At 52.0% G+C, this 23421-nt stretch carries 23 protein-coding genes; 14 read left to right on the top strand and 9 right to left on the bottom strand.

Features of this window, described 5'->3' with window-relative positions; all coding sequences use genetic code 11:
* Positions 1 to 46 precede the first annotated feature (46 nt).
* From treY to B0B12_RS00420, 4 genes are all read left to right on the top strand, one after another.
* On the top strand, positions 47 to 2770 hold the full coding sequence (treY, locus tag B0B12_RS00435; RefSeq protein WP_076665556.1) for a malto-oligosyltrehalose synthase: 2724 nt from the start codon (positions 47 to 49) through the stop codon (positions 2768 to 2770).
* The gene (malQ, locus tag B0B12_RS00430; protein ID WP_083704029.1) at positions 2767 to 4275 is read left to right on the top strand and encodes a 4-alpha-glucanotransferase; all 1509 of its coding nucleotides are present in this window, start codon (positions 2767 to 2769) and stop codon (positions 4273 to 4275) included. Before treY ends, malQ begins: the two co-directional genes overlap by 4 nt.
* Before the next feature lie 122 nt (positions 4276 to 4397).
* Positions 4398 to 4592: a hypothetical protein gene (locus tag B0B12_RS00425; protein ID WP_076665555.1), complete on the top strand. Its 195-nt coding sequence runs from the start codon at positions 4398 to 4400 to the stop codon at positions 4590 to 4592.
* A 122-nt stretch (positions 4593 to 4714) separates the two neighbouring features.
* The gene (locus tag B0B12_RS00420; RefSeq protein WP_076665554.1) at positions 4715 to 5287 is read left to right on the top strand and encodes a thioredoxin family protein; all 573 of its coding nucleotides are present in this window, start codon (positions 4715 to 4717) and stop codon (positions 5285 to 5287) included.
* Here B0B12_RS00420 and B0B12_RS00415 read toward each other — a convergent pair.
* The gene (locus B0B12_RS00415) at positions 5253 to 6107 is read right to left on the bottom strand and encodes a murein L,D-transpeptidase catalytic domain family protein (RefSeq protein WP_244554548.1); all 855 of its coding nucleotides are present in this window, start codon (positions 6105 to 6107) and stop codon (positions 5253 to 5255) included. The genes B0B12_RS00420 and B0B12_RS00415 overlap by 35 nt on opposite strands.
* Positions 6108 to 6282: 175 nt before the next feature.
* On the opposite strand from B0B12_RS00415, the gene B0B12_RS00410 reads away from it, so the two are divergent.
* Together B0B12_RS00410 and B0B12_RS00405 are read left to right on the top strand one after the other, a co-directional pair.
* Positions 6283 to 7635, top strand: coding sequence for a peptidoglycan DD-metalloendopeptidase family protein (locus B0B12_RS00410; RefSeq protein WP_076665553.1), 1353 nt, complete (start codon positions 6283 to 6285; stop codon positions 7633 to 7635).
* Between the two features lie 111 nt (positions 7636 to 7746).
* Positions 7747 to 8649, top strand: coding sequence for a Ppx/GppA phosphatase family protein (locus B0B12_RS00405; RefSeq protein WP_076665552.1), 903 nt, complete (start codon positions 7747 to 7749; stop codon positions 8647 to 8649).
* Positions 8650 to 9461: 812 nt separating this feature from the next.
* Here the strand turns inward: B0B12_RS00405 and ppk1 are convergent.
* Positions 9462 to 11567 carry a polyphosphate kinase 1 gene (gene ppk1 / locus B0B12_RS00400; RefSeq protein ID WP_076665551.1) on the bottom strand — a complete coding sequence of 702 codons (2106 nt, stop codon included), beginning with the start codon at positions 11565 to 11567 and terminating at the stop codon, positions 9462 to 9464.
* Positions 11568 to 12017: 450 nt separating this feature from the next.
* Between ppk1 and B0B12_RS00395 the strand changes: the two genes are divergently transcribed.
* The 3 genes from B0B12_RS00395 (at position 12018) to B0B12_RS00385 (ending at position 14453) form a co-directional block, all read left to right on the top strand.
* On the top strand, positions 12018 to 13064 hold the full coding sequence (locus tag B0B12_RS00395; protein WP_244554547.1) for an acyloxyacyl hydrolase: 1047 nt from the start codon (positions 12018 to 12020) through the stop codon (positions 13062 to 13064).
* Positions 13065 to 13068: 4 nt separating this feature from the next.
* Positions 13069 to 13530: a DUF302 domain-containing protein gene (locus B0B12_RS00390; RefSeq protein ID WP_076665549.1), complete on the top strand. Its 462-nt coding sequence runs from the start codon at positions 13069 to 13071 to the stop codon at positions 13528 to 13530.
* Between the two features lie 167 nt (positions 13531 to 13697).
* Positions 13698 to 14453, top strand: a complete 756-nt coding sequence (locus B0B12_RS00385) for a CPBP family intramembrane glutamic endopeptidase (protein WP_076665548.1) — start codon at positions 13698 to 13700, stop codon at positions 14451 to 14453.
* 99 nt (positions 14454 to 14552) lie between these two features.
* On the opposite strand, the gene B0B12_RS00380 is transcribed toward B0B12_RS00385, so the two are convergent.
* The 5 genes from B0B12_RS00380 to gyrB all read right to left on the bottom strand — a co-directional run bounded on the left by B0B12_RS00380 (position 14553) and on the right by gyrB (position 19249).
* Positions 14553 to 15560, bottom strand: coding sequence for a TQO small subunit DoxD (locus tag B0B12_RS00380; RefSeq protein WP_076665547.1), 1008 nt, complete (start codon positions 15558 to 15560; stop codon positions 14553 to 14555).
* A gap of 54 nt (positions 15561 to 15614) precedes the next feature.
* Positions 15615 to 15959: a hypothetical protein gene (locus B0B12_RS00375; RefSeq protein WP_139337741.1), complete on the bottom strand. Its 345-nt coding sequence runs from the start codon at positions 15957 to 15959 to the stop codon at positions 15615 to 15617.
* 169 nt (positions 15960 to 16128) lie between these two features.
* On the bottom strand, positions 16129 to 16674 hold the full coding sequence (locus B0B12_RS00370) for a hypothetical protein (RefSeq protein ID WP_076665545.1): 546 nt from the start codon (positions 16672 to 16674) through the stop codon (positions 16129 to 16131).
* 93 nt (positions 16675 to 16767) lie between these two features.
* Complete coding sequence (locus B0B12_RS00365) at positions 16768 to 17061, bottom strand: hypothetical protein (protein WP_076665544.1); 294 nt, start codon at positions 17059 to 17061, stop codon at positions 16768 to 16770.
* A 229-nt stretch (positions 17062 to 17290) separates the two neighbouring features.
* Entirely contained in the window at positions 17291 to 19249 is a 1959-nt protein-coding gene (gyrB, locus tag B0B12_RS00360) for a DNA topoisomerase (ATP-hydrolyzing) subunit B (RefSeq protein WP_076665543.1), read from the bottom strand.
* A 444-nt stretch (positions 19250 to 19693) separates the two neighbouring features.
* Here gyrB and B0B12_RS00355 point away from each other — a divergent pair, with 444 nt between their 5' ends.
* The 5 genes from B0B12_RS00355 to B0B12_RS00335 all read left to right on the top strand — a co-directional run bounded on the left by B0B12_RS00355 (position 19694) and on the right by B0B12_RS00335 (position 22093).
* Complete coding sequence (locus B0B12_RS00355) at positions 19694 to 20023, top strand: DMT family protein (protein WP_076665542.1); 330 nt, start codon at positions 19694 to 19696, stop codon at positions 20021 to 20023.
* Positions 20024 to 20073: 50 nt separating this feature from the next.
* Positions 20074 to 20502 (top strand): hypothetical protein, encoded by a 429-nt coding sequence (locus B0B12_RS00350; protein WP_139337740.1) that lies wholly within the window; start codon positions 20074 to 20076, stop codon positions 20500 to 20502.
* 77 nt (positions 20503 to 20579) lie between these two features.
* A complete protein-coding gene (locus B0B12_RS00345; protein ID WP_076667527.1) occupies positions 20580 to 21011 on the top strand; it encodes a hypothetical protein in 432 nt (143 codons plus the stop codon).
* Positions 20998 to 21684: an SCO family protein gene (locus B0B12_RS00340; RefSeq protein WP_076665540.1), complete on the top strand. Its 687-nt coding sequence runs from the start codon at positions 20998 to 21000 to the stop codon at positions 21682 to 21684. The genes B0B12_RS00345 and B0B12_RS00340 overlap by 14 nt, the downstream gene beginning before the upstream one ends.
* Positions 21668 to 22093: a c-type cytochrome gene (locus B0B12_RS00335; RefSeq protein WP_076665539.1), complete on the top strand. Its 426-nt coding sequence runs from the start codon at positions 21668 to 21670 to the stop codon at positions 22091 to 22093. Before B0B12_RS00340 ends, B0B12_RS00335 begins: the two co-directional genes overlap by 17 nt.
* 80 nt (positions 22094 to 22173) lie before the next feature.
* Here the strand turns inward: B0B12_RS00335 and B0B12_RS00330 are convergent, their stop codons facing one another.
* The gene (locus B0B12_RS00330) at positions 22174 to 22680 is read right to left on the bottom strand and encodes a cupin domain-containing protein (protein WP_076665538.1); all 507 of its coding nucleotides are present in this window, start codon (positions 22678 to 22680) and stop codon (positions 22174 to 22176) included.
* A 167-nt stretch (positions 22681 to 22847) separates the two neighbouring features.
* Positions 22848 to 23414: a hypothetical protein gene (locus B0B12_RS00325; RefSeq protein WP_076665537.1), complete on the bottom strand. Its 567-nt coding sequence runs from the start codon at positions 23412 to 23414 to the stop codon at positions 22848 to 22850.
* Positions 23415 to 23421 lie beyond the last annotated feature (7 nt).

Here is a 23421-nt window from a genome sequence, read left to right as displayed (position 1 = left end):
GCCGACACAAGAACCTTTCGCTCTACAGCTAAACTAAGAAAACAACATGGTCTACATACCTTCCTCTACCTACAGAGTGCAGCTCTCGCCAAAGTTTACCTTGCGGGATCTCAAAAACATACTTCCCTATCTGCGGGACCTGGGCATCAGCACGATCTATGCCGCTCCATTTTTTACGGCCCGTCCCGGAAGCGAGCATGGCTACGACGTCACGGACCCGCACCAGCTTAACCCTGAGGTGGGCACCATGGAAGAGCTACAGGAAATTGCCGACGAACTGAAAGCGCACGGCATGGGCTGGCTGCAGGACATCGTGCCCAACCACATGGCCTTCCATCCGAAAAACGCCTGGCTGATGGACGTGCTGGAGAAAGGACAAAAATCCCGCTACTATACCTTCTTCGACGTCAACTTCAGCCATCCTGACTTTAAAGGCCAGCTGATGGTGCCCTTTCTGGGTGAGCCGTTGGAGGATGTACTCAAACAGGGGCAGATCAACATCACGTTCGACGAACATGGCTTCCGGCTCAATTATTTCGACAATGTATACCCGGTCAGCATCAACAGTTATACCTTCCTGCTGGAGCGTGTTGCGGAAAAACTCACGGCAGGCAGTGCCAAAACGCAGCTGGCAGAGCAGGTGCAAAAGCTGGAGCAACTGATGGCGCAGGACAGAATCGACCCGAACGAGTGGGAGCAGGCGAAACAGGCGCTCTATAAGACAACGCAGGCCCAATCTGAATTAACGCAAGGTATAGCCAACGAGCTGCAAGTTATAAACGAAGACGAGTCTGCATTAAAGGAGCTACTGGGGCAACAATACTATGTCCTTACGCACTGGCAGGAAACGGAAAAGCAGATTAATTACCGCCGATTCTTCACCGTCAACGACCTCATCTGCACGGCCATGGAGCGGGAGGAAGTGTTTGCGCATTACCACCAGTTCATCAAAGAGCTCTGCATGCGGCAACTGGTGCAGGGCCTGCGGGTGGACCACGTCGACGGCCTCTTCGACCCGGACAAGTACCTGACGCAACTGCGCGAATTGGCCGGTGAGCAGGTATACCTGGTGGTGGAGAAGATTTTGGAAGGTGAGGAAAACATGCCCGACTACTGGCCGATACAGGGCAACAGCGGCTATGATTTTCTGGCCTGGGTGAGCAACCTCTATACCGACGCCGAGGGCGAACGCAAACTGACGCAGGTATACCGCCGCCTCGTACCCGAAGCCCCGCTCGACTACGAAAAACTCGTGTACGAGAAGAAGCTGCTCATACTGCAGAACTACATGCAGGGCGAGCTGCAAAACCTGCTGCGACTGCTGCGCGACAGCGAGCTACTGCCTACTACTTCGGAAGGCAACAACTGGCACCATGCACTGGCCACACTGCTGGCCTCTTTCCCGGTGTACCGCATCTACGGCCATACCTTCCCGTTGCCCGCTGCCGCCCTGGAGGTGGTGGACAAAGCCTTTGCCATTGCCCATGAAAAAGCACCTAATGTGAAAGCCGAGCTGGAGCACCTGCGCACCTTGTTTGAGTCAGGGCAGCAGGACAGTGAAGAGCAAAAACGGAACAAGCTCTACTTTGTGATGCGCAGTCAGCAGTTCACGGGGCCGCTGGCCGCCAAGGGCGTAGAGGACACCACCTTCTACAACTACAACCGCCTGCTGGCGCTCAACGAAGTGGGCAACAGCCCGGACGTGTTCAACCTCGACCGCCGCGACTTCCACGAGCGCATGGCCTACCGCATGCAGACCTATCCGCACTCCATCAACGCCACCGCCACGCACGACACCAAACGCGGCGAGGGCTCCCGCATGCGCCTGCAGGTGTTGAGCGAGTTGCCGGATGAGTGGGAGAAAAACGCGCAGGAGTGGCTGCAACTGGCCCGTCAGCACAGCCAGCAGAACAGTCCGACGGCAAATGACCTTTACTTTATCCTGCAAACCCTGCTGGGTGTGATGCCGATCGATGGGCAGGTGGACGACACACTGGTGGAGCGGGTACAGGAGTATCTGGTGAAGGCCTTCCGCGAAGCCAAGACGAACACCAACTGGTCCGAGCCGAACGAGGAATACGAAACGGCGACAAAGGACCTGGTGAAAAAACTGCTGCAGGAAGACGAGGGATTCATGGCCTCCTTCCTCCCCTTTTTCCGGAAAGCGGCGCACTTTGGCTGGATTTACTCGCTTTGCCAGACGCTCCTTAAAACCACTTGCCCGGGCGTACCCGATGTGTACCAGGGCTGCGAGCTCTGGGACTTCAGCCTCGTAGACCCCGACAACCGACGCCCCGTGGACTACGAGTTGAGGCAACAGTTTCTGCAGGAAATAAAAACGGCAGAACAGTCCGAGGAATTGCTGCAGGAGTTGCTCTCATCACCCACCGACGCACGGGTCAAGCTATACCTGTTGCACCAGGTGCTCCGGTTGCGCAAGGAACAAAAAGCGCTGTTTGACAGGGGTACTTACATTCCGCTCCAGCTGAAAGGTGCACACAGCCGGAATGCCATGGCCTTTGCAAGGCACCACGAAAACGACTGGTGTCTCGTTGTGGTGCCACGCCTGCTCACCAGCCTTATTTCGGAAAGCGAGTTGCCGCTGGGCGAACAGGTATGGGGCGATACAACGGTAATCCTTCCTCCCGAAGCCCCACAGGTATGGCAGCACTCGTTTAGCGGCCAGCGCATACAGGCTGGGCTGGCTATACCTTTGTCCGAAATCTTTCACTCTTTCCCTGTTGCACTCTTAACCTCCACGAAGCGATGATCATACCCAAACGAAGTAGCGGCATCCTGCTCCACATCACCTCCCTCCCATCGGCCTACGGCATTGGCGACCTGGGACCGGAGGCCTACAAGTTTGCCGACCTGCTGGCCGAGGCCGGGCAGCGCTATTGGCAGATCCTGCCGCTCAACCCGACCGAAATCGGCTCGGGCAACTCCCCCTACAGCAGTCACTCCGCCTTCGCCGGCAACCCCTTGCTCATTAGCCTGGAGAAGCTGGTGGAGGACGGGCTGCTCTCGAAAAAGGACATCAGACCCGGACACGATTTTGACGACGCCAAAGTGGATTACCCGCTGGTGGCAGACTACAAAGTGAAGCTCCTGCGGCAGGCTTACGATAACTTTAAGGATGGGCAGGCAGGTATGCTGAAGGGGGAATTTATTCGTTTTCAGGAAAGACATCAGGCGTGGTTGCCAGACTTCACCTGGTTTGTGGCTTTTAAACACTATTATGACCGCAAGCCCTGGAACGAGTGGCCCGAAAAAGTAAAGACCCGGCAACAGCATGCCATGGAAGCGCTGACCGCTGAGCTGGCCGGCGAAATCGAGCGGGAGGCTTTTCTGCAGTTCCTCTTCTACCGGCAGTGGGAGGCACTCAAAGATTACTGCACCTCCAAAGGGATCACTTTTATCGGCGACATGCCTTTTTATGTAAGCCACGACAGCTCCGACGTGTGGGCGCACCCGCATATTTTCAAACTCGACCGGGCCGGTATGCCGACCGCCGTATCGGGTGTGCCGCCCGACTACTTCAGCGAAACCGGGCAACTCTGGGGCACGCCGGTCTTTGACTGGGAAGCACTGGAAAAGCAAGATTTTGACTGGTGGCTGCAGCGCATTGCCCACAACCTGGAGCTCTTCGGTCTGCTGCGCCTCGACCATTTCCGGGCTTTCTCAGCTTATTGGGAAGTGCCGGCAGATGAAAAAACCGCGATCAACGGCAAGTGGGTGAAAACGCCAGGCGCTGAACTGCTCACGGTTGTCAAAAAGAGGTTTCCGGACATGCCTATCATTGCCGAAGATTTGGGAGAGATCGACCAGCCGGTGCGTGACCTGATGAGCCAGTTCGACCTGCCCGGTATGCGGGTGCTGCTCTTTGCCTTTGGCGAGGATCTTCCGCAGAGCATGTACGCGCCGCACCATCATGTGCTGCACTCCATTGTGTATACCGGCACGCACGACAACAGCACCGTGCGGGCCTGGTACGAATCGGACGCCAGCAAGGAAGACCGCAAGCGACTGGCCGACTACAGCGGGCAGCCACTAACGAAACAGGACGCCCATGAAGCAATGGGACGTTTGGCCTATATGTCGGTGGCGCAGCTGGTGGTATTGCCTCTACAGGATGTGCTGGGGCTGGGCAAGGAAGCAATCATGAACAAGCCTTCCACCGCCAACGGCAACTGGCAATGGCGCTTGGAGCCCGGGTTGTTTAACAAGGCGGCAGCTAAGAAACTGCGGCAAAAAGTGGAATTGTACGGCAGGTAGTTAACTATTCATTTTCCTGTGTATATTGTTAGTGCAATATTGCTTGAACTAACCCCACGCTTGAAAATGAATAGAAAACTTACCTGAGTTTAGTTTTTCTTTTGGTATGCGTTACCCCCTTGATGGCGCAAATTGGTGATACCACAGAGGTAAACCAAACCACCGTTATCGAAAAAGGCGTGGGTTTGGGCAGCGTTATTGCCGTAGTGGCTTCGTGGTCGCGCAATCAGTCCATCCTCTGGGCTATCCTGCACGGGATACTCAGCTGGTTCTATGTGATCTACTTTGCCCTTACCAGGGATTCAAGGGATCGATAAAAAAGGAAATCTGCCGCTACGATGTTGCTGCAGATTTCCTTTTTTATTTCTCACAAAAATCTTACATTGATTCACCTTTCAGGTATAGCCCGGAAGATCCTCTCACCTTAATCTACTGCCTTATGCCATTAGCTTCCACTGCATTACCACTGGGCACTGTAGCACCCAACTTCGCCCTGCTCGACACGGTCTCCAATCAGCTAGTTTCGCTGCAGGATGTCGCTTCGAACAAAGCCACGGTGATCATGTTCCTCTGCAACCACTGCCCCTACGTGCGGCACATCCTCGACGACCTGGTGCAGGTGGCAAGGGAATATCAGCAACTGGGTGTGGGTTTTGTCGGTATCAGCCCCAACGACGCCACACATTACCCGCAGGACGGACCGGGGCAGATGCGCGAACTGGCAGAGGAGATGGGCTTTCCTTTCCCATACCTCTACGACCAGACCCAGCAGGTGGCCCGCACTTACCAGGCCGTTTGCACGCCTGAGTTCTATGTGTTTGACCGGAACATGCGTTTGGCCTACCACGGGCAGTTTGATGAGGCGCGGCCCAAAAACGACGTACCCGTAACTGGTCGTGACCTGCGCCAGGCACTGGATGCCCTGCTGACCGGTCAGCCGGTTGCCGCAAACCAGAAGCCAGGTATAGGCTGTGGCATTAAATGGAAAACTCCGCAGGAGGCAGTGGATTAGGCTGCGTGCTGGCCAAGTAACCGGCCATGGCATTGGCATTATCCAAGTAGTGCGAGGTATAAGCTTCGTCGCCGGAGTGGATGTATAGCGCCGTCTTGCCTGTGATGGAATCAATGATGCTTTCATGCTCGCCGAGCGGCACAGCCGGACAACCCAGACTGCGGCCCAGTCGTCCGTATTTGTTCATGAAATCTTCCGTCGCATACTCGGCTCCGTGCATCACCACGGAACGGTCCCGGGCATTGGAATTATAGCCTTCGTCCAGGCCATCGAGGCGCAGCGATTTTCCGTGCTTGCCGTGGTAGATGTCATCCGTCACATAAAAGCCTACGCTGCTCATAAACGATTTGTGTTCGTTGGAGAACTCCTGCGCCTGTACCTCGCCGGAGTTACGGCCGTGCGCCACGTAGGTGTTGTACAGCACCTCCCGGTTGATGAGGTCAAGTACCCAAAGTCTTTTTTCGTTAGACGGTTTCGTGAAATCCACCACTGTCAGGATGCCTTTGTCAGACAGACGCCCCTCGTTGTACATGCCGTAGTAGCCCATCAGCGCGTTGTTGAACGCACTGTAGCTCAAGCCCTCAGCGCCCAGGTTCATCTGGGTATACAAGTCAAAGGAGACCTGCTCGAAGCGCACGACGGAGAGTGCCGTCACATCAGCTTTCGCTTTTTTGTCAATCGATACAAACTTGCCGGCACTCATAGAGGCGGAGGGTGATAGGATGAGCGGCGCGAAGAGCGGCAGCAGGCGCTTGCCCACTTTTTTGCGGCGGTAGCGCCACCGTTCCTTGATGCTTTTCTTTCTGACGTTCGTTCTCACAATCCAACTTATTGGTACAATTGTTTTTTACGTGACCGCACCTACACTGTTCTGTTTTGGCCTAAAGGTCCAACCCTGCACCTAAATCATTCTATACCAAGCGAAAGGAATCAAACCGGGTATCAAATTTGTATAGAAAGGAGTACACCTTTGTAACCCGGAAACGAAAACAAGCATGCACAGGAAGACGATAAACCCCTCTCCTTTCTTATACATTTTACTGATTACCCTGTTCCTCTCAGGCTGCGGAAGCCGGGAAACGCTGCGTGGTGTTTTCAAAAAAGAGACGCCTTACGAGGCTTATGTCTCTTCCCTGAAATCAGCCAAACTCGACGAGACCGCCGTGGGGCAGGATTGGATGGCGGCTGGCCAGTCGGCTTTGCAAGATCCTATACCTGTCACGCTCCCTTTTAAGGAAACAGGCTATTTCCCGGCTGACAAACCACGGGCGCTGGGTTACCAAGTAGAGGCCAAACGCGGGGAGCAGCTGGTGGTGAGCCTGGAGCTAAAAGCCCGCCAGACCATGCAGGTGTTTATGGATCTGTTCGAAATGGGTAGCGACCCTGCCGCCGCCCCGAAGCACATTGCCTCCGCCGACTCTACGGCCACTACCATGACCTATGTGGTGGACGAGGACATGGCCCACCTGCTGCGCATTCAGCCTGAATTATTGCGGGGCGGCACCTATACCATCACCATACAGGCACAACCCACACTGGCATTTCCTATACCTGGCAAATCGAGCCGGCACATCGCCAGCATCTGGGGCGACCCGCGCGATGCAGGCGCCCGCAGCCATGAAGGTATCGACATCTTCGCGCCCCGTGGCACGCCCGTCATCGCTTCGGTCGACGGGGTGGTGTCGCGCGTGAACGAGACGCCACGCGGCGGCAAAGTCATCTGGCTTTCGGACCTCAACCGCGGCCAGAACCTGTACTACGCCCACCTCGACCAACAGCTGGTTTCAGCCGGGCAGCGCGTGAGTGTAGGCGATACTTTGGGATTAGTCGGTAACACCGGGAACGCGAAAGGCACGGGGCCGCACCTGCATTTTGGCATCTATCGCTATGGGCGTGGCGCAACTAATCCCTACCCCTATGTCCATCAGTCCGCAGCGCCTATACCTGCCGTAAAAGTGAATGCCGCCCACATCGGCAACTGGGTAAGGGTATCGTCTAAAATGGCTAATGTTCGAGTAGAACCATCGGCTAAAGCCGCACTGCATACCTCCCTCAGCAAAAACACGCCGCTGCAGGTGGTGGGTGCTGCAGACAGCTGGTTCCGTGTGCGCTTGCCCGACCAGTCCGAAGCCTTCATCAGCAGTTCTCTGGTAGAAGGTATAGCCAAACCGATTGCGGTTAAAAAACTAAAACAGGAATGCCCGCTGCTGGATGCAGCACACCCGGATGCCGCGCAAATGGACAGCCTGCCAGCGGGAGCCGCTATACCTGTGCTAGCCGTCGACGGTGCCTTTGACCTGGTGCGCCAGCCGGACGGCCGACTCGGGTGGGTGCAGACTGCGGAGTAAATTTGTTTTCAGGTTGCCTTATTTTAGTGGTTCCGAGCATTTATGCGTACAGCATTTATACCTATATTTGGCTTATAAAAGCATGTTCTACGCTCTTAAAACAGATTATATTTGAAGTTAGCTGCTATTGATATCGGTTCGAATGCCGTGAGGTGCCAGATCTCCAGCGTCCTGAATCAGAATGGAAACGTTATTTTTAAACGAATAGAATACATCCGCTACGCCATCCGATTTGGCGAGGACGTTTTCAGCAACGGCTTTATCAGCGAGTACAAAATTCAGAAATTCATTAAGCTCCTTCACGCCTTCCAACTGCTGCTCGACGTACACGACGTGGACCACTACATGGTGTGCGCCACATCGGCCATGCGAACATCCGAAAACGCACCAGAAATCCTGGACCGCGTGCACCAGGCCATCGGGATGAACATCCAGGTGATTGACGGGGTAGCGGAAGCCGATCTGATCAACAAGGTCATCGTGAACTTCCTGGACGAGCGCAATTACCTGCACATTGACGTGGGTGGCGGCAGCACGGAATTCAACATCTATGTGAACCGCGAGAAAATGGCCTCGCAATCGTTCGAGCAGGGCTCTATTCGCCACATGCACGGCGTGGACTCGCAGGAGCTTTGGAACAGCATGCGAGTGTGGATTGAAGAGAATGCCAAGAAGTACCACCTCACACGCGCCATTGGCACGGGCGGCAACATCAACAAGATTTTCGATATGTCGGGCAAGGCGGTGGGCAAGCCGATTTTCCGGAAGCAGATCGAAGAGATTACCCAAGGTATAGCGGCCATGACCATGGAGCAGCGTATCACCGAGCTCCTCCTCAACCCCGACCGCGCCGACGTCATCCTCCCCGCCGCTGAGATATACCTCTCTGCCATGAAGTGGGCGAAGCTGGAGAGTATGCTGGTGCCGGCTGTCGGTTTGAAAGACGGGATGATCCATGCTTTGTATGAGCAGCATCATCAGGAGCGATTTGTGATCAGTCAGATTAGTCGGTAGTTTTCGCCTTACCGGCGGGCTGCCTTTCTAGGCCCGAGCGACTAGCCCAGGTATAGGTATTACTGAAGGTATAGCTATACCTATACCTAGCGTATTTTCAGCCTTCTTAAACTTTAAGCTAATTTGTTTTATAGCTTCGCCTGTGCGGCGGGCACCTACTTTTTTCCTTGATGAAAAAAGTAGGCAAAAAAATCAAGACGATTTTGAACTCGCTGACCGCTCAAACAAAAAATCGTCGCTTGTGCACATGGCAAAGCTATACGTTTCATAGCTTCAGGGGCTAGTTAGTCTTGCTATACCTGCCAATGATGTGTGACAGTGCCGAAAATTACAGTGCTTATACCTGGCGTAGTGGCCAAATTCTCCCCTTGAGGGGAGCGAAGAGGGGTGTAAATCGTGCAAAGGGATACTTAAACTACAGGGCTTATACCTCTGATCTAGTAACTCCAAGCTCCCTGCCTTAGATAAGGAGGGGTTAGGGGTAGTTGGACCATTTAGAGCAAAACAGAAGCTACGAAGCTTATACCTGTCAATCGGTAACAACCAGATTCCCCTCTAGAGCGGGGGAGGGGTGTGTCAATCGTGCACCGGAATTCTGGCAATCCCTAAATCCTGCAAATCCTTGGGGTAGGGGCCCTATATAAAGATTCAGACAAACTATACCTGCTGAATCATCACCGATCTGTCGAATACTTGAAGGTCTATTAACGCTGCGAGGTCTTTTCAATCGTCATTCGATTAGTTCAATTCCTTATTAAAGACTCCAAAAAAACAGCCCCCTCCTTCAATCAGGAGGGGCTGTCAGAAGAACGTTACACCAGCTCTACTTCCTGGGCTGTTTCCTCAAAAACTTTCCTATAGAAGAGCTTGTGCACGTCTACGATCTCTTCGTTTGTGGCTGGTTTTTTGCGGGCGTAGGTGCCGTCTTCGCGCATGATGTAGGAGTTCTGATTGTCGAGCAGGTTGTAGTAGAGGATGTTGATGGCCTCTTTCTTCAGTTCTTCGTTCACGATCAGGAACAGCGCCTCGATGCGGCGGTCGAAGCTGCGCACCATGATGTCGGCGCTGCCGCCGTATACCTTCGAGTCGCCGTTGTTGTGGAAATAGAAAATGCGGCTGTGCTCCAGGTACTCGCCCACGATCGACTTCACCGTTATATTCTCACTCAAATCCTCCCGCCCTGGTCGCAGACAGCAGATGCCGCGCACAATCAGCTTGATCGGAACGCCTGCCTTGGATGCCTTATAGAACTCGTCAATCACCTCCTTGTCTTCCAACGAGTTGATCTTGATCACGATGCCGCTCTTCAGGCCTTTCTTGGCATTGCGCGCCTCGTTCCGGATCAATTCGATCAGCTGCTGCCGCATGGCCTTGGGCGAGGTGAGCAGGTACTTATATTCGTTCGGCCTGGAGTGGCCGGTGATAACGTTGAAAAACTCCGACACGTCGTGAGCATACACGTCGTTGGTTGTCAGCAGGCTCACGTCGGTATAGAGACGGGCGGTCTGTTCATTGTAATTGCCGCTACCAATGTGCACGTAGCGCGTCACCTTCTCCCCCTCCTTCCGGATGATCATGAGCATTTTGGTGTGCGTCTTGTATTTACTGATGCCATAGATCACAAAGCAACCAGCCTTTTCTAAACGCTCGCCTTCGCGCAGGTTGCGCTCTTCGTCGAAGCGCGCTTTCACCTCAAACAGCACCGACACGTGCTTGCCATTCTCAGCCGCTTTCAGCAGGGCTGCCGTCACCCGCGACTGGTCGGCCAGGCGGTAGATCGTCTGTTTAATACCCAGCACATAAGGGTCTTCGGCGGCACGCTCCAAAAGCTGCACCACAGGCTCCATGTTGTTATAGGGGTGGTGCAACAGCACGTCGTGCTCCTTCAGATACTCAAACATATCCACCGACTCGGCTGGCAGACTGAGTGGAATTACCGGTGCAGGCTGTTTGAATCCTTTATCCTTAAACTGCCGGTGGTTGATGATCTGCCACAGACCGCGCAAGTCGATCATGCTCGTGATGGTGAACACGTTGGCAGTGTCGATGGTCCAGCGCTCTTTCAGGATCTTCATCATAAACTGAGACGGGTTGCGCTCGATCTCCAGGCGCACCACGCGGCCCTTCTTGCGCGTCTTCAGTTTCGACTTGATCTCCTGCACAAAGTCTGCCTCAATGTCGTCCGACTCCTCCAGCGTGAAGTCGCCGTTGCGCGTGATGCGAAACAGGTTGACGGAAACGATGTCCACGTTGCGGAAAAGCTTTTTGATCTTCCAGCGGATGATTTCCTCGATCGGCACAAAAATGATCTTGTCCTTGCGGTTGATCTCGTAAAAGCGGGCCAGGTTTTGCGGAATCTGCACGAACGTCACGCGGTCCTGCGCCTTCTGCTCCTCGGTGGTGCGGGTAACCACGCCAAAGGTGAGCAACTGGTTCATGAGCAGCGGGAAGCCATGGTAATTGTCAAACACCATGGGTGTGAGCAGCGGGTAAATCGTGTTTTTGAAATAGCTGTCTACCTTCTTCTGCTCAATCTCGGTCAGGTCGCCTACTTTCAGGATATCGAAGCCATTTTTGTCAAAGAGTTCGGCCAGTTCGTTGTTGAACGTGAGGTACTGGTCGTTGACGAAGCGGTGGGCGTAGTCGAGCAGTTTTTTGCGGAAAGGCAGTTCGCGCAGGCCCGAGTAGTCGAGTCGCTCCTTGCCGTAGTCGATGTAGTTGTACAAACTGCCCACCCGGATCATAAAGAATTCGTCGAGGTTGGAAGCCGTGATGGCCATGAACTTGAGTCGGTCAAAAATAGTGCGACTCGTGTCGCGGGCCTGGTCGAGCACGCGGTAGTTGAAACGCAGCCAGCTGAGGTCGCGGCTGATGTATTTACTTCGTTTTATCTGGTCAGAGACCTTGTTGATCAGCATGTTTTCAGATGTTAAAAAAGCCACTTGGTTACTCGGAGAGCAGGGACTTCCGGACAGAGGCAGGTATACGGACTTTGCCATAAAAACGCCCAACTGCTAATATAAATTTTGTAAGTGAATTTGTCATGTGTTTTGGCGAAAGCTTGCACAAATGTTTTCTAAAAGCAGCCCCTAACTCCAAAAACGCGCTCCTCCACCCTGCTCAGAGCTGAAATACCAAACCAATCTGCCTGCACCGGGTATAAAAATGAGCACTGGAGAGAAGTCGTACAGAAGCATCCTATACCTGAAAAGAGCTGGTTTGAGTGTTTGCACCTGTCAAACGAGTTTGTTGGAAAGTGAGGCTAATAGGATGCGCTTCAAAATGGAAAGATGATGCACTGTGGGAAACGCTTACGTACCTGTCTTTTAACAGCCCTCGCCTTGGTTCTAACCATGTTATGGAAGCCTGTGTTAGCAAGGGCTGTCTGGCAGGGCGATTCTTCACGGGCTGCCATCAACATCGGCCTGACCGGGCACACCGGCTTCATCATCCCACACTCCCGCGACATCAGGGACATTTCCGGCTCCAATCCCTGGGGAATAGAAGCGGATGTGAGCCTGCACTTTACAAACGAACGCGCCTGGCAGTACCTGCAGGGCTACCCCCGGCTGGGCGCAGCCCTGGCTTACTACAATTTCGATAACCCGGAAGTGCTGGGCAGTGCCTATACCTTGCTTTTGTATGCAGAGCCTTTCCTGTCGGCGCACCGTCGCTTCAGCCTGTCCTTCCGTTTCGGAGCCGGACTGGCGTACATGGACAATATCTACGACCCTGACACCAACCCGGACAATCTTTTTTACAGCACCCGCATCAGCTTCCCGCTCGAGATTAACCTATTGGGCAACTACCGGCTGAGCGAGCGCTGGATGCTGCGGGCAGGCGGCACTTACAAGCACATCTCAAATGGAGGCCTGCGACAGCCGAACAAGGGTATCAACTTTCCTTCAGCCACACTGGGGCTCAGCTATACCTTACGGCCCGCCACCTTCCCAGTAAGGCAAGCCTCGGCAGGTATGCGGGAGCAGCAGAAGCGACATTTTCTGGTAGCTCTTTTCGGCACTGGCAAAGACCGTCGCGACGAGCCTTCGAGCAAACTGCCGCTGCTAGGTATAACGGCCTATGTGAGTCAGCCCATCGGGCGCATCAGCGCCCTGACCGGCGGGGCCGAGTGGATAGCAGACTATACCTTGCGAAAATACTTGGAGGATGATGCTGAAGGGCGTAATTTTCAACGTGGCGCGCTACTGGTGGGGCACGAGTTGCGCATCGGGCGTTTCCGGTTTAATCAGCAGCTGGGGGTATACGTATACGCTCCCTACAAGGCCCGCGACCCGGTGTACCAACGCTGGGGCCTCGAATACCATACCGACGGACGCATGTTCTACGGCATCAACCTGAAGGCGCATCGCCATGTCGCTGACTTTCTGGACGCCCGCGTTGGGTTAAGATTTTAAAAAGATGAAGCACCTCGTTTTAGCCTTTTGCCTGTTCCTCTGCACCGCTTGCGCAGGTATAGCACAGTCTACACAGGCAGATCAACTGATCACAAAACCCAGCCGCTACGGCATGGAAGAAACGCTGACCATGCTGCGAACTGCCCTGAAAGATATGGGCATCAACCTGGTGGCGGAGGTAGACCATGCCAAAGCCGCCGCAGCCAATGGCCTGGTGCTCCGACCCACCCATGTGCTTATTTTCGGCAATCCGCTGGTAGGTACCAACCTCATGCAGGCCGACCAGCGCGCAGGCCTGGACCTGCCACTCAAGCTGCTGGTATGGGAAGACGAAAAAGGCCAGGTATACTTGGGCTACAGACAGCCGAACGCTCTACAACAGGATTTTAACTTAGGTACGCAGCAGGCCGTGCTCGATAAAATGGGAAAAGTGTTTGAGAAGTTGAGCGAGACAGTCCAAGAGTAGATTCTGTTGATTGAGAGCTTCAGTATGTCCGTGCAGCAAGTAGTTCGAAACGTTTATCACAAACACATTTCAGAATTAGAAAAATAAGCCCCGGATCGCATTGTAACTGCCTGTATTTTAAATTATCATTGCGTTCTGAGGGCTCCTAATGGCTCTCAGCACCAACTATGCCCAACCGCCATCCACTCACTGTCGCTGCAGGCTTTTTCCTTCTTTTTGCCATCTACCATTTCCCTGAGTTTTTCTCTGCATTTTGGATAATGGCCCTCTTCAAGATCGGCTTTTTAGTGGCTGCTTTTTTCCTGGCCAGAGCCCAGGGCTGGCGTGGATTGGGTGGCTACGGTTTGGGGCTCACGTCTAACTGGCTGGGGCACCTAACAATAGGACTAGTGCTTGGGCTGGCATTCTTCGTGCTGTCATTTTACCTCTCGGTTTTACTAGGGTATGAAAGCATGACGGCTAATTCAACCATCGTAGCTTTTGCCAGCCAACTGCCCATGCTCTTGCTCATGACCGCGGTTCCATCTGTAGCAGAGGATATTTTAACGCGCGGTTACCTTTACGCTCACCTACAAAAGTACATGAAGCCAGCTTACTGGGTATTGCTCTCCGCCGTGGTCTATGTGCTGAACCACATCTGGCGGCTCGGAGATGGTCCTGCAGTCCTCTCCTACCTTATGTTATTGGGTCTGGTGCTCGCCTATGCGGTCCTCATCACCAAATCTCTCTGGCTGGCCTTCGGCATCCACTGGGGCGCCAACATCGCCTACGAATCAACCCGGGCACTCTTCACCACGACCTCAACTTCAGAGGATGCCGGTACCTGGATACTGGCAGGCTGCTGGGGTGTACTATTGTTGCTATTGATCTTATGGCAGTCCTACAGAAAGCCCCGTGAACTAAGGTATAGCACTGGCAGCTAGTGTTGCTCAGCCAATAGTAGACTCATAAAACAACGGCATCGGCTATCTTCAAAAAAGCAGCCGATGCCGTTGTTTCTTCACCTTGTTAAACTAATAGCCTTATATTTCAGCTGTCCATTCTATACCGCTGATGTCGATCAGCCTTAAGGAATAATTTTCCCTCACCTGAACATCTTCCAAATCTATGGTCAGATCGGCTTTTGCTCCGAGCGGTAAAATCAGACTATGTTTTCCCGGTTTGATTTTCGCCACATAGTGATTTCTAATGTTCTCTGCCTGAAATGTAGCTAGTTCATTCTGACCGATGGATTTGACTACCTTATTGTTTTCGTCCAGCACCTCAATTCCAATCAGAAAAGAGCCATATACATCGGCCCCTTCCACTCTGAACAATTGAAAAGTCAGTTGGGAACCCTTCTGATGAATATTTGAAATTTCGACTTTTGGCCTTACCGATTTGTTATGAAGTGTGCCAAACACGCCGCCGTGAAAGTACTGATTGGTATATAGCGTGAGCCCAAAGATAAATACCGACATTAGTAGCACTGTGGGGCGCATGTTTTTCAGGGGCAGATTCCCTGAACCCAATAACGCAAACCATTTCTTATGGGTGAAAGCAGCTTGCTTGTTCATCAGATAATTATCCAGGGAGTACGGCCCGCTTCCAGTAAGGAACAAAACGAATCCGCTTGCTACTCCTAACACACCGATTTGCCACTCGTCTAAGCAAGTGGTGCCAAGCCAACCCGAGCCCAACAGGATACCCATGGCGAGGAAAAACACCCCTACACTCATTAGTCGTGTAAAGAGCCCGAAAATGATGAATAAGCCGACAATGGCCTCCACAATTGTGAACGTGACCATGGAGATCTGCAGGGCTTCGGGGTTTAAAACCAGGTATTCGATGATGGGTTTTATACCTAGAGCATTGGGAAGGAAGTGATTGAATTTTTCTCCGATATAGCCTGCCTCTTCGGGAATAAGTTTGTTGTCTAGAATCAGGCGTCTCCAGAAAGCTGAAAAATAGGTCCAGCCGATTACCCAGCGCAAGGGTAATGTAAAAAGTCCGGCCACATGATGAGCCGAACCATCAACATGATGTTTCATTGAATTCTATATTTTAATCAAACGTGAAAATTGATGTGAATCGACATAAAGAGATTATGCCACATCCAGTTTCAGACGTTTGTATAAAATATATTTCGGTGGGCTGCTGCCCGAAGAGGTTTTCGAATACTTGCCGTATACCTTATCGGCGCGAATTACAAAAGACCAATCACCTGAAAAACCACCAGGCTCTTTTCGGTTGTTGATCTTTGCCTGCTTTACGGTCGACGTAAGCTGATCTGTTATTCGGGAATATTGACAGGAATTTGCCTGCGTAGTGGCCTTTGATTTGTTGAGTGATTTGGCGTATTCCACATTCACCGACCCAAACCATCCCCCCTTTACAACACACGGACTTAATGCAAACAGCATGAGGGACATCAGTAAGATGTGGTTCATGTGTTTGATATATCCTGTTGCTTTCGGCATTGGTTCAAATATACAATTTTCTGCTCTGTTTGTCAGACGGTTTGTCGATTGTGTTGTTTAGGTCCGCTTTGGGGTTTGCGCAAGTGATGGGGGTGGCGTTGCCGAGCACAGAGGCTACACCTTGTTACCTGCTGACTCCTTACTCGTTTTCAATTTCCTGACTGATGATTTGCTTTGCCTTTTTTCTTTCTGATTTCCGTCTGTCAGATTTGAGTTTTTGCTGGTATTCGTTTTTGTCGCTCTCAAAGTGCATGTTCCCTTCAGCAAACCAAGAGCCTTGTCGTATCATTAACCCATTCCAGACGCAGTCGTCATAGCCGCAATCATGCTTTGAATAAGTGCCAAAATTTCTATGCTTGATTTTTTTGTCAGCTAGTATCTTCTGTTGATTTTTTCGAACCTCGTCCCAAATCTTTGCTTCGTCACCTTTTGTCAGTTCCAGGCCTAAAGTCGAAACTTTAACAAACACGCTCGGGTCTTTCAGTTGTAGAAAATCGAATGTTTTCTTAAATGCTTTATGGGCATATTCACGCACTGCAATTTTATCCTGAAGGCCTAATTTCTCATTTTCTACAATTGACCGGTATAGGCCAAGAGTATTGAAGTCTTTATATTTTATGTGGTTGTCGATGTAGAAGAAATATTCTTCTAAAGTCAACTGATTAAATTTTTGCCCTATTTTCATTTACAAATGTTGACAAGGTTTCATGTATAGATCGGAGGTAACGTACTGGGCTAAACTGTGGCGAAGCTAAAGTTTAGGTGTGGTTATGGGTATTTATATTTCTTCTAATCTAAAATCAATTTCATGCTTTTTTAAGAAAGATGTAATTTCATTTACTCCATCCCACGTTTTTGAAGTCACGTATTGGCAAATGTAAAGTCCATTTTCTTCAATGATAGCCGTTATATCAGGCATTCCTTCTGATGTTTTATTTTCTCGAAACTCAAAATTTAAGTTGCCGTCGCAAATCTCTTTTTTATAGAAGCTCTTTTGATTTTCTAAAATTTGCTGAATCCCTTTTTGAATTTGAGCATTATTGCTGAAGTAAATTTTACTCTCAAATCCCATACCTTTTATTCATAATTTTAATTACCCACAACTACCTGCTAGCAGGAGCACCTACTCCTACTATCTGCATTATGTGTGGAGTACTCCTACCTTACCAGAAGCAAATTCCTCTCACAGCTCTTATCCAATCAATATACAAATTCTCCTATACCTTTCATAGGCTCATAAAAAAAGCGACTGTCTCTTTTCAGAAACAGCCGCTTTCAGGTATAACTTAATCAATTCGAATTTACACGTCTACGCGGGCGTACTTGGCGTTGCGCTCGATGAAGTCGCGGCGAGGGCCTACCTCGTCGCCCATCAGCATCGAGAACAGGTGGTCGGCCTCGGCGGCTGACTCGATCGTCACCTGCTTCAGGCTGCGGGTTTCGGGGTCCATGGTGGTGTTCCAGAGCTGCTCCGGGTTCATTTCACCCAGACCTTTGTAACGCTGCACACCTACGCTTTCATCCTTGCCCTTCCCAAGATCAGCAATGGCGTCGATACGGTCCTGCTCACTCCAGCAGTAGCGCTCTTCTTTGCCTTTCTTCACCAGGTATAGCGGCGGCAATGCAATGTAGATGTAGCCTCGCTCGATCAGCTCACGCATGTAGCGGAAGAAGAATGTCAGGATCAGGGTACGGATGTGCGATCCGTCCACGTCGGCGTCCGTCATGATGATGATGCGGTGGTAGCGCAGCTTCTCCAGGTTCAGCGCCTTTTCGCCTTCTGAAGTTCCGAAGCTCACACCCAGCGCCGTGATCATGTTCTTGATCTCGTCGCTTTCGTAGATGCGGTGCTCCTGCGCCTTCTCCACGTTCAGGATCTTTCCTCGAAGCGGCAGGATGGCCTGGAACATACGGTTACGGCCCTGCTTGGCAGATCCGCCCGCAGAGTCCCCTTCTACCAGGTATATCTCGCAGTTTTCCGGGTTATTATCAGAGCAGTCGGCCAGTTTACCGGGCAAGCTGGTGCTAGAGAGCACGTTCTTACGCTGCACCATTTCGCGGGCCTTGCGGGCTGCGTTACGGGCTTGGGCGGCCAGGATCACTTTCTGCACAATGATGCGGGCTTCCTTCGGGTTTTCCTCCAGGAACTCGTTCAGCATTTCGCCCACGGCCACGTCCACAGCGCCACCCACGTCGGAGTTACCCAGTTTGGTCTTCGTCTGGCCCTCGAACTGCGGCTCAGCCACTTTCACCGAAATAACGGCTGTCAGGCCTTCGCGGAAGTCATCACCGGCAATTTCTATCTTCACCTTGTCCAGCATACCTGACTTGTCGGCATAGGCCTTCAGGGTACGGGTAAGGGCACGGCGGAAACCACCCACGTGCGTACCGCCCTCTATGGTGTTGATGTTGTTCACATACGAGAAGATGTTCTCGGTATACGACGTGTTGTACTGCAATGCAATCTCCACAGGCACACCGTTCTTCTCGCTCTCCACGTAGATCGGCTCCGGAATCAGGTTCTCGCGCGTCTCATCCAGGTAGGCGACGAATTCTTTCAAACCACCCTCTGAATAGAACGCATCAGAAAGCGGCTGTCCGTCTTCGCCAGTTTCACGCAGGTCCGTCAGATTGATGTGGATGCCCTTGTTCAGGAAAGAGAGCTCGCGCAGACGGCTGGCAATGGTGTCGTACTTATACTCTGTGGTCGTAAAGATCGAGGCGTCCGGCTTGAACTGCACGGTAGTACCGGTTTTGTCGGTTGTGCCGATCTCACGCACCGGGTAGGCTGGTATACCGATGTTGTAGTGCTGCTCAAACACCTTTCCACCGCGGTGAACGGTTACGTGCATGTCAGTAGAGAGTGCGTTCACGCAGGACACGCCCACGCCGTGCAAACCACCGGATACTTTATAGGTGTCCTTATCGAACTTACCGCCGGCGTGCAGCACGGTCATCACCACCTCCAAGGCAGAGCGGCCTTCTTTCTGGTGAAAGTCGGTTGGTATACCACGGCCGTTGTCCGAAACCGTAATGGAGTTGTCTGTGTTGATGGTCACATTGATCGTGTCGCAATGACCGGCCAGGGCCTCGTCAATGGAGTTGTCCACCACCTCCCACACCAGGTGGTGCAGGCCTTTTATACCGATGTCACCGATGTACATGGCAGGACGCTTGCGCACGGCTTCCAGTCCTTCCAGTACCTGAATACTATCTGCTGAATAATTGTTTTGCAATTTTTTTTCTTCTACTTCACTCATGTGTGTCATTGGGTAGATTGAATAGGTAAAATTACCAATTTATTTCGTTTTATCTATGCTTTTGGAGCAGTATTTGCGCCAATTGCCGCGCACTTGCCAAGTAGTACCCTGCCCGCGCCACAGGTGCCTCTTTTTAAACAAAATAATACCATCATTAGTGCCTGTTTCACAAACACTTATCCCATAAAAACACAAAAAGACCGCCTCTTCTGGAGACGGTCTTTCTGCTTATTTCGAATGCAAATTATATTGGCAAAAAAGTGCCGGAGCTTTCACCCGCAACTATTCTTCCTCGCCCTTAGGAGCGGCACGCAGGCCGACCCCGTTTTTTTCATAGCTCAGTCAGGCATTGCATCGTGTTGTAAACGATCATACTGCTAGGACATTGTGAAGGTTGCCGAAATTTTACGTTGCCATCAGGTCGCCTTGTGTTAAATTTCGGGCATGAAAACGATCCTCCTCCTCCTTATCTCCAACATCTTCATGACCTTTGCCTGGTACGGTCACCTCAAGTTCAAAGACACGGTGCTCTGGAAGGTCATCCTGATCAGCTGGTTCATCGCTTTTTTCGAGTATATGTTTCAGGTGCCGGCCAACCGGATCGGCCACGGACAGTTCACCGCCTTTCAGCTCAAGACCATACAGGAGGTGATCACGCTCGTGGTGTTTGTGGGCTTCTCGGTGCTATACCTGAAAGAGGAAGTCAAGTGGAACTACATCGTCGGCTTCGTCTTCATCCTGCTGGCGGTCTTCTTCGTTTTTAAGAAGTGGTAGTTGAATTGTTAAATGGTTGATGGTTGAATTGCTAAAAGGATTAAGGGTAGATGGTAAGGTATAGCTTTCTTGATCCGGAATCGTTGCAAAGGGCTTATTTCGATCCTATACGGCCGGACGAGATATGCTGGAAGCCACGCGATATCCGGGCTGCCATCGAGGCACTTTCCTCGTCTGGAAAAACAATTGGGTCACTGTCGCTTTACTTTAGAAAGGGCAATGAGGTATACTGTCCACTATGGGGCGATTGTCTGTTGCTTCCGGGCGGCAACACGGCCTACCTGCAATTACTTGACGGCCTGTACCTTGACCAGCATGTGACACTGGATTTAATCTATGCGTTGGTGGTCCGTTTTGCTTTGGTGCTACCCGCCGATTACGACTGGACTGCAGACGAAGTCGGTTTCAAGCAAAGCGTTGCTAACGAGATAGCAGCATACGACTTGGGTGCACTCTACTTTTGTCTGCAGCTAATTTAACTGGCTTACCACCTGCTATACCTGTATCTTTGCAGCAGCAACGTTTCACCGAATTTTTCGAACGCCTATACCTATTTATGAAAAACTGGTTTTTATACCTGGTGGTTGTACTTGCCCTCTCTGCCTGCAACGATGGCGCAAATGAGGCACAGCAGAAGCAGGAGACCCTGGAAACAGAGGTGATGGACCTCCACGACGAGGCCATGGCCGACATGGGCAAGATCTACCGCCTGCGCCGCAACCTCACCAGCCTCCGCGACACCCTGCAGGCGCAGCCAGCCGATACGGCCACCATCCGTCTGCTCACACAGCGCATTCAGGACTTGGAAAAGGCCGATGAAGCCATGATGGAATGGATGCGCCAGTATAAAGCTCCTGATACGTTGGCCCACGAGCAGGCCATGCTATACCTGAACACGGAACACCGGAAAATGGAACGTGTTAAATCACTTATGGATAGCACCATCACCAACGCACAAGAAACCTACGCCACTTATGGAAAGAAATAACCTACGCACCTTCTTATCAGCACTGCTGCTTGGCCTTTTGGCACTTAGCTGGCAGGCTTGCTCTCAGAACACAGCTGAAACAAGCGACCTCCCCTACCTAGGAGAGCGCCAGCTAGTGCAGCGCGAGGTCGATGGTCAGCAGGTAACCGACACGGTCTACCACCGCATCCCGGACTTTGCTTTCATTAACCAGGACAGCCAGGTAGTGACCAGCCTCACGGTGCAGGACAAAGTATACGTAACCGACTTCTTCTTCACTACCTGCCCGACCATCTGCCCTAAGATGAAGAGCCAGATGATTCGCATTTACGAAGCTTTTGAAGACGATCCCCGGGTGATGCTCCTCTCCCACACCATCGACCCGCAACACGACACAGTGGCCGTGCTGCGCGACTACGCTGACCGCCTGCAGGTGAACAGCGACAAGTGGCACTTTGTGACCGGCGAGAAAGACAGCATCTACAGCATCGCCCTGCAGTACATGGTATCGGCGATGGAAGACGAGGAAGAGCCCGGTGGGTTTGTGCACAGCGGTGCCTTTGTGCTGGTGGACCAGAACCGCCACGTGCGCGGCATCTATGACGGCACCGATCCCGCCCAGGTCGACCGGTTGATCCGTGACATACCTACTCTGTTGCCTAAAAAGAAAAAGAAGGATGCTGATAAAAACTAAAATCTTGCTGTATCTGGCAGGTATAGCCGCACTGCTCACCCTCACACGCTGCTTCTACTCAGACAAGCAGAACGAGGGGGAGCGGCTCTATACCCAGAACTGCGCCAACTGCCACATGGACGACGGCAGCGGCCTCCGCAACCTGATTCCGCCCCTAGCTGGCGCCGATTACCTCGAGAACCACCGCGATGACCTGGCCTGCATTATCCAGCACGGGCAGACGGGCAACATTGTGGTGAATGGCAAGAACTACAACCAGGGCATGCCGGGTTTCGAGCACCTCAACGCTGGTCAGATCACCAACATCCTCAACTATGTGCAAACCAACTTCGGCAACAACAATCCACGCTTCTCTATACAGGAGGTAGAAAAGCAGCTATTTAAGTGCCGGCACCTGTTGGAACACTAAACTAAAAACCAGATTTAACAGAAAAGGCGCTGTAGTTATGCTACAGCGCCTTTTTTATACTTGGAGGATTGTGTATCAGATTATCTTCCGAAGTCGTCCTGCACACGCACAATGTCGTCTTCGTTTGAAGGGTTGGCAGCATCGGTGTGTTGCCAGATCTCGGCCAGCACGCCCCAGCCGTCGAGGCCTACGAGGCGGTGGCGCTCACCTTGACGCAGCGTGATCAGATCGCCCGGGTTAAGCACTTTCACTTCGCCTTCCTCATCTGTGTCGCTGGTCACGACACCCACAGTGCCTTTCACTACTTTCCAGATTTCGGCGCGGCGATGGTGGTACTGCCAGCTCAGGCGCTTTTGTGGCGCCACCAGCAGTATTTTCGGGCTCAATTTACCAGATATCTTCAACTGATCGACCGGAATGCTGTCGAAGTAAGCATTGGCGAAATCCTGCGCCTGCGTTTCGTCGATCACAAAAAATCCGCCCCAGGGACGCGTTTGGTCCTGGTTGCTAATGTTGAAATGCTGTTGCTTGAGTTGCTGTTCTACTTCTGCGAAAAGGGTAGCTTTATCAATTGTGTCGGTAGTCATGTTCTGTTCGGGTTTTAAGGGTGATAGCGCACTGCTTGCAGGTATACGCTAACGGAAAAGGTATGTCGTCTGTTAGGGTGGAACGCAAATTTAGTACAATTCTAAATGTATCAAACGGGCGCTGGGATTTCTCTTGCCTATACCTGAACGCCCAATTTTGGTCACCGCTAAGCTTCTTTGCCTGCTAAAACGCTTTGGAAAAATCGCTCGAAATTCTTGTTCAAGGCGCCCCATTTAAACTCGTGATTGGGCGTGCGGTAGCTGTACCCGGCAAAGGTGTTTTTGGTCACCACCGGAAACTGGCTGATCCGTTGCCCAGAAATCCAACCGTAGAAACCGACCCGCTTGTGCGCGAAGTCCACCCAACCCACAATCACGAAGTCCTTGGAAGCCGGTTTTTGCTCCTGCGGGTAGCCGTAGGTCCAGTTGTCATTCGGTGCCCTGTCGGTTGATTTCTTTGCGACTTTTACGTCTATTTTGCTGCCGCCTATCAGAAAATCAAAGGCGTCGGAATTCCGGTTCTCGAAGCCCACCCGATCCACCTCGTAGGTATAGCCAAGAGACTTGAGCCAATGCTCGAAGGCATATTCACCCATGCAGCCCAGCACGGCCTTCTCCAAGCGCTCTTTTTCTGTGAGTCCGAACCTAGAGTAAAGGCCATTGCGCACCATGTCGGCCGCACATTTTCGGGCAAACGTCAGGTTAGCATCAAAGTCGAAGTTTTGTACCAGCATCGCACTT

The organism is Pontibacter indicus, from assembly GCF_900156345.1.
Taxonomy (GTDB): domain Bacteria; phylum Bacteroidota; class Bacteroidia; order Cytophagales; family Hymenobacteraceae; genus Pontibacter; species Pontibacter indicus.
The sequence above is the reverse complement of the archived record's forward strand: the minus strand, read 5'-3'. Positions and strand labels throughout refer to the sequence as shown.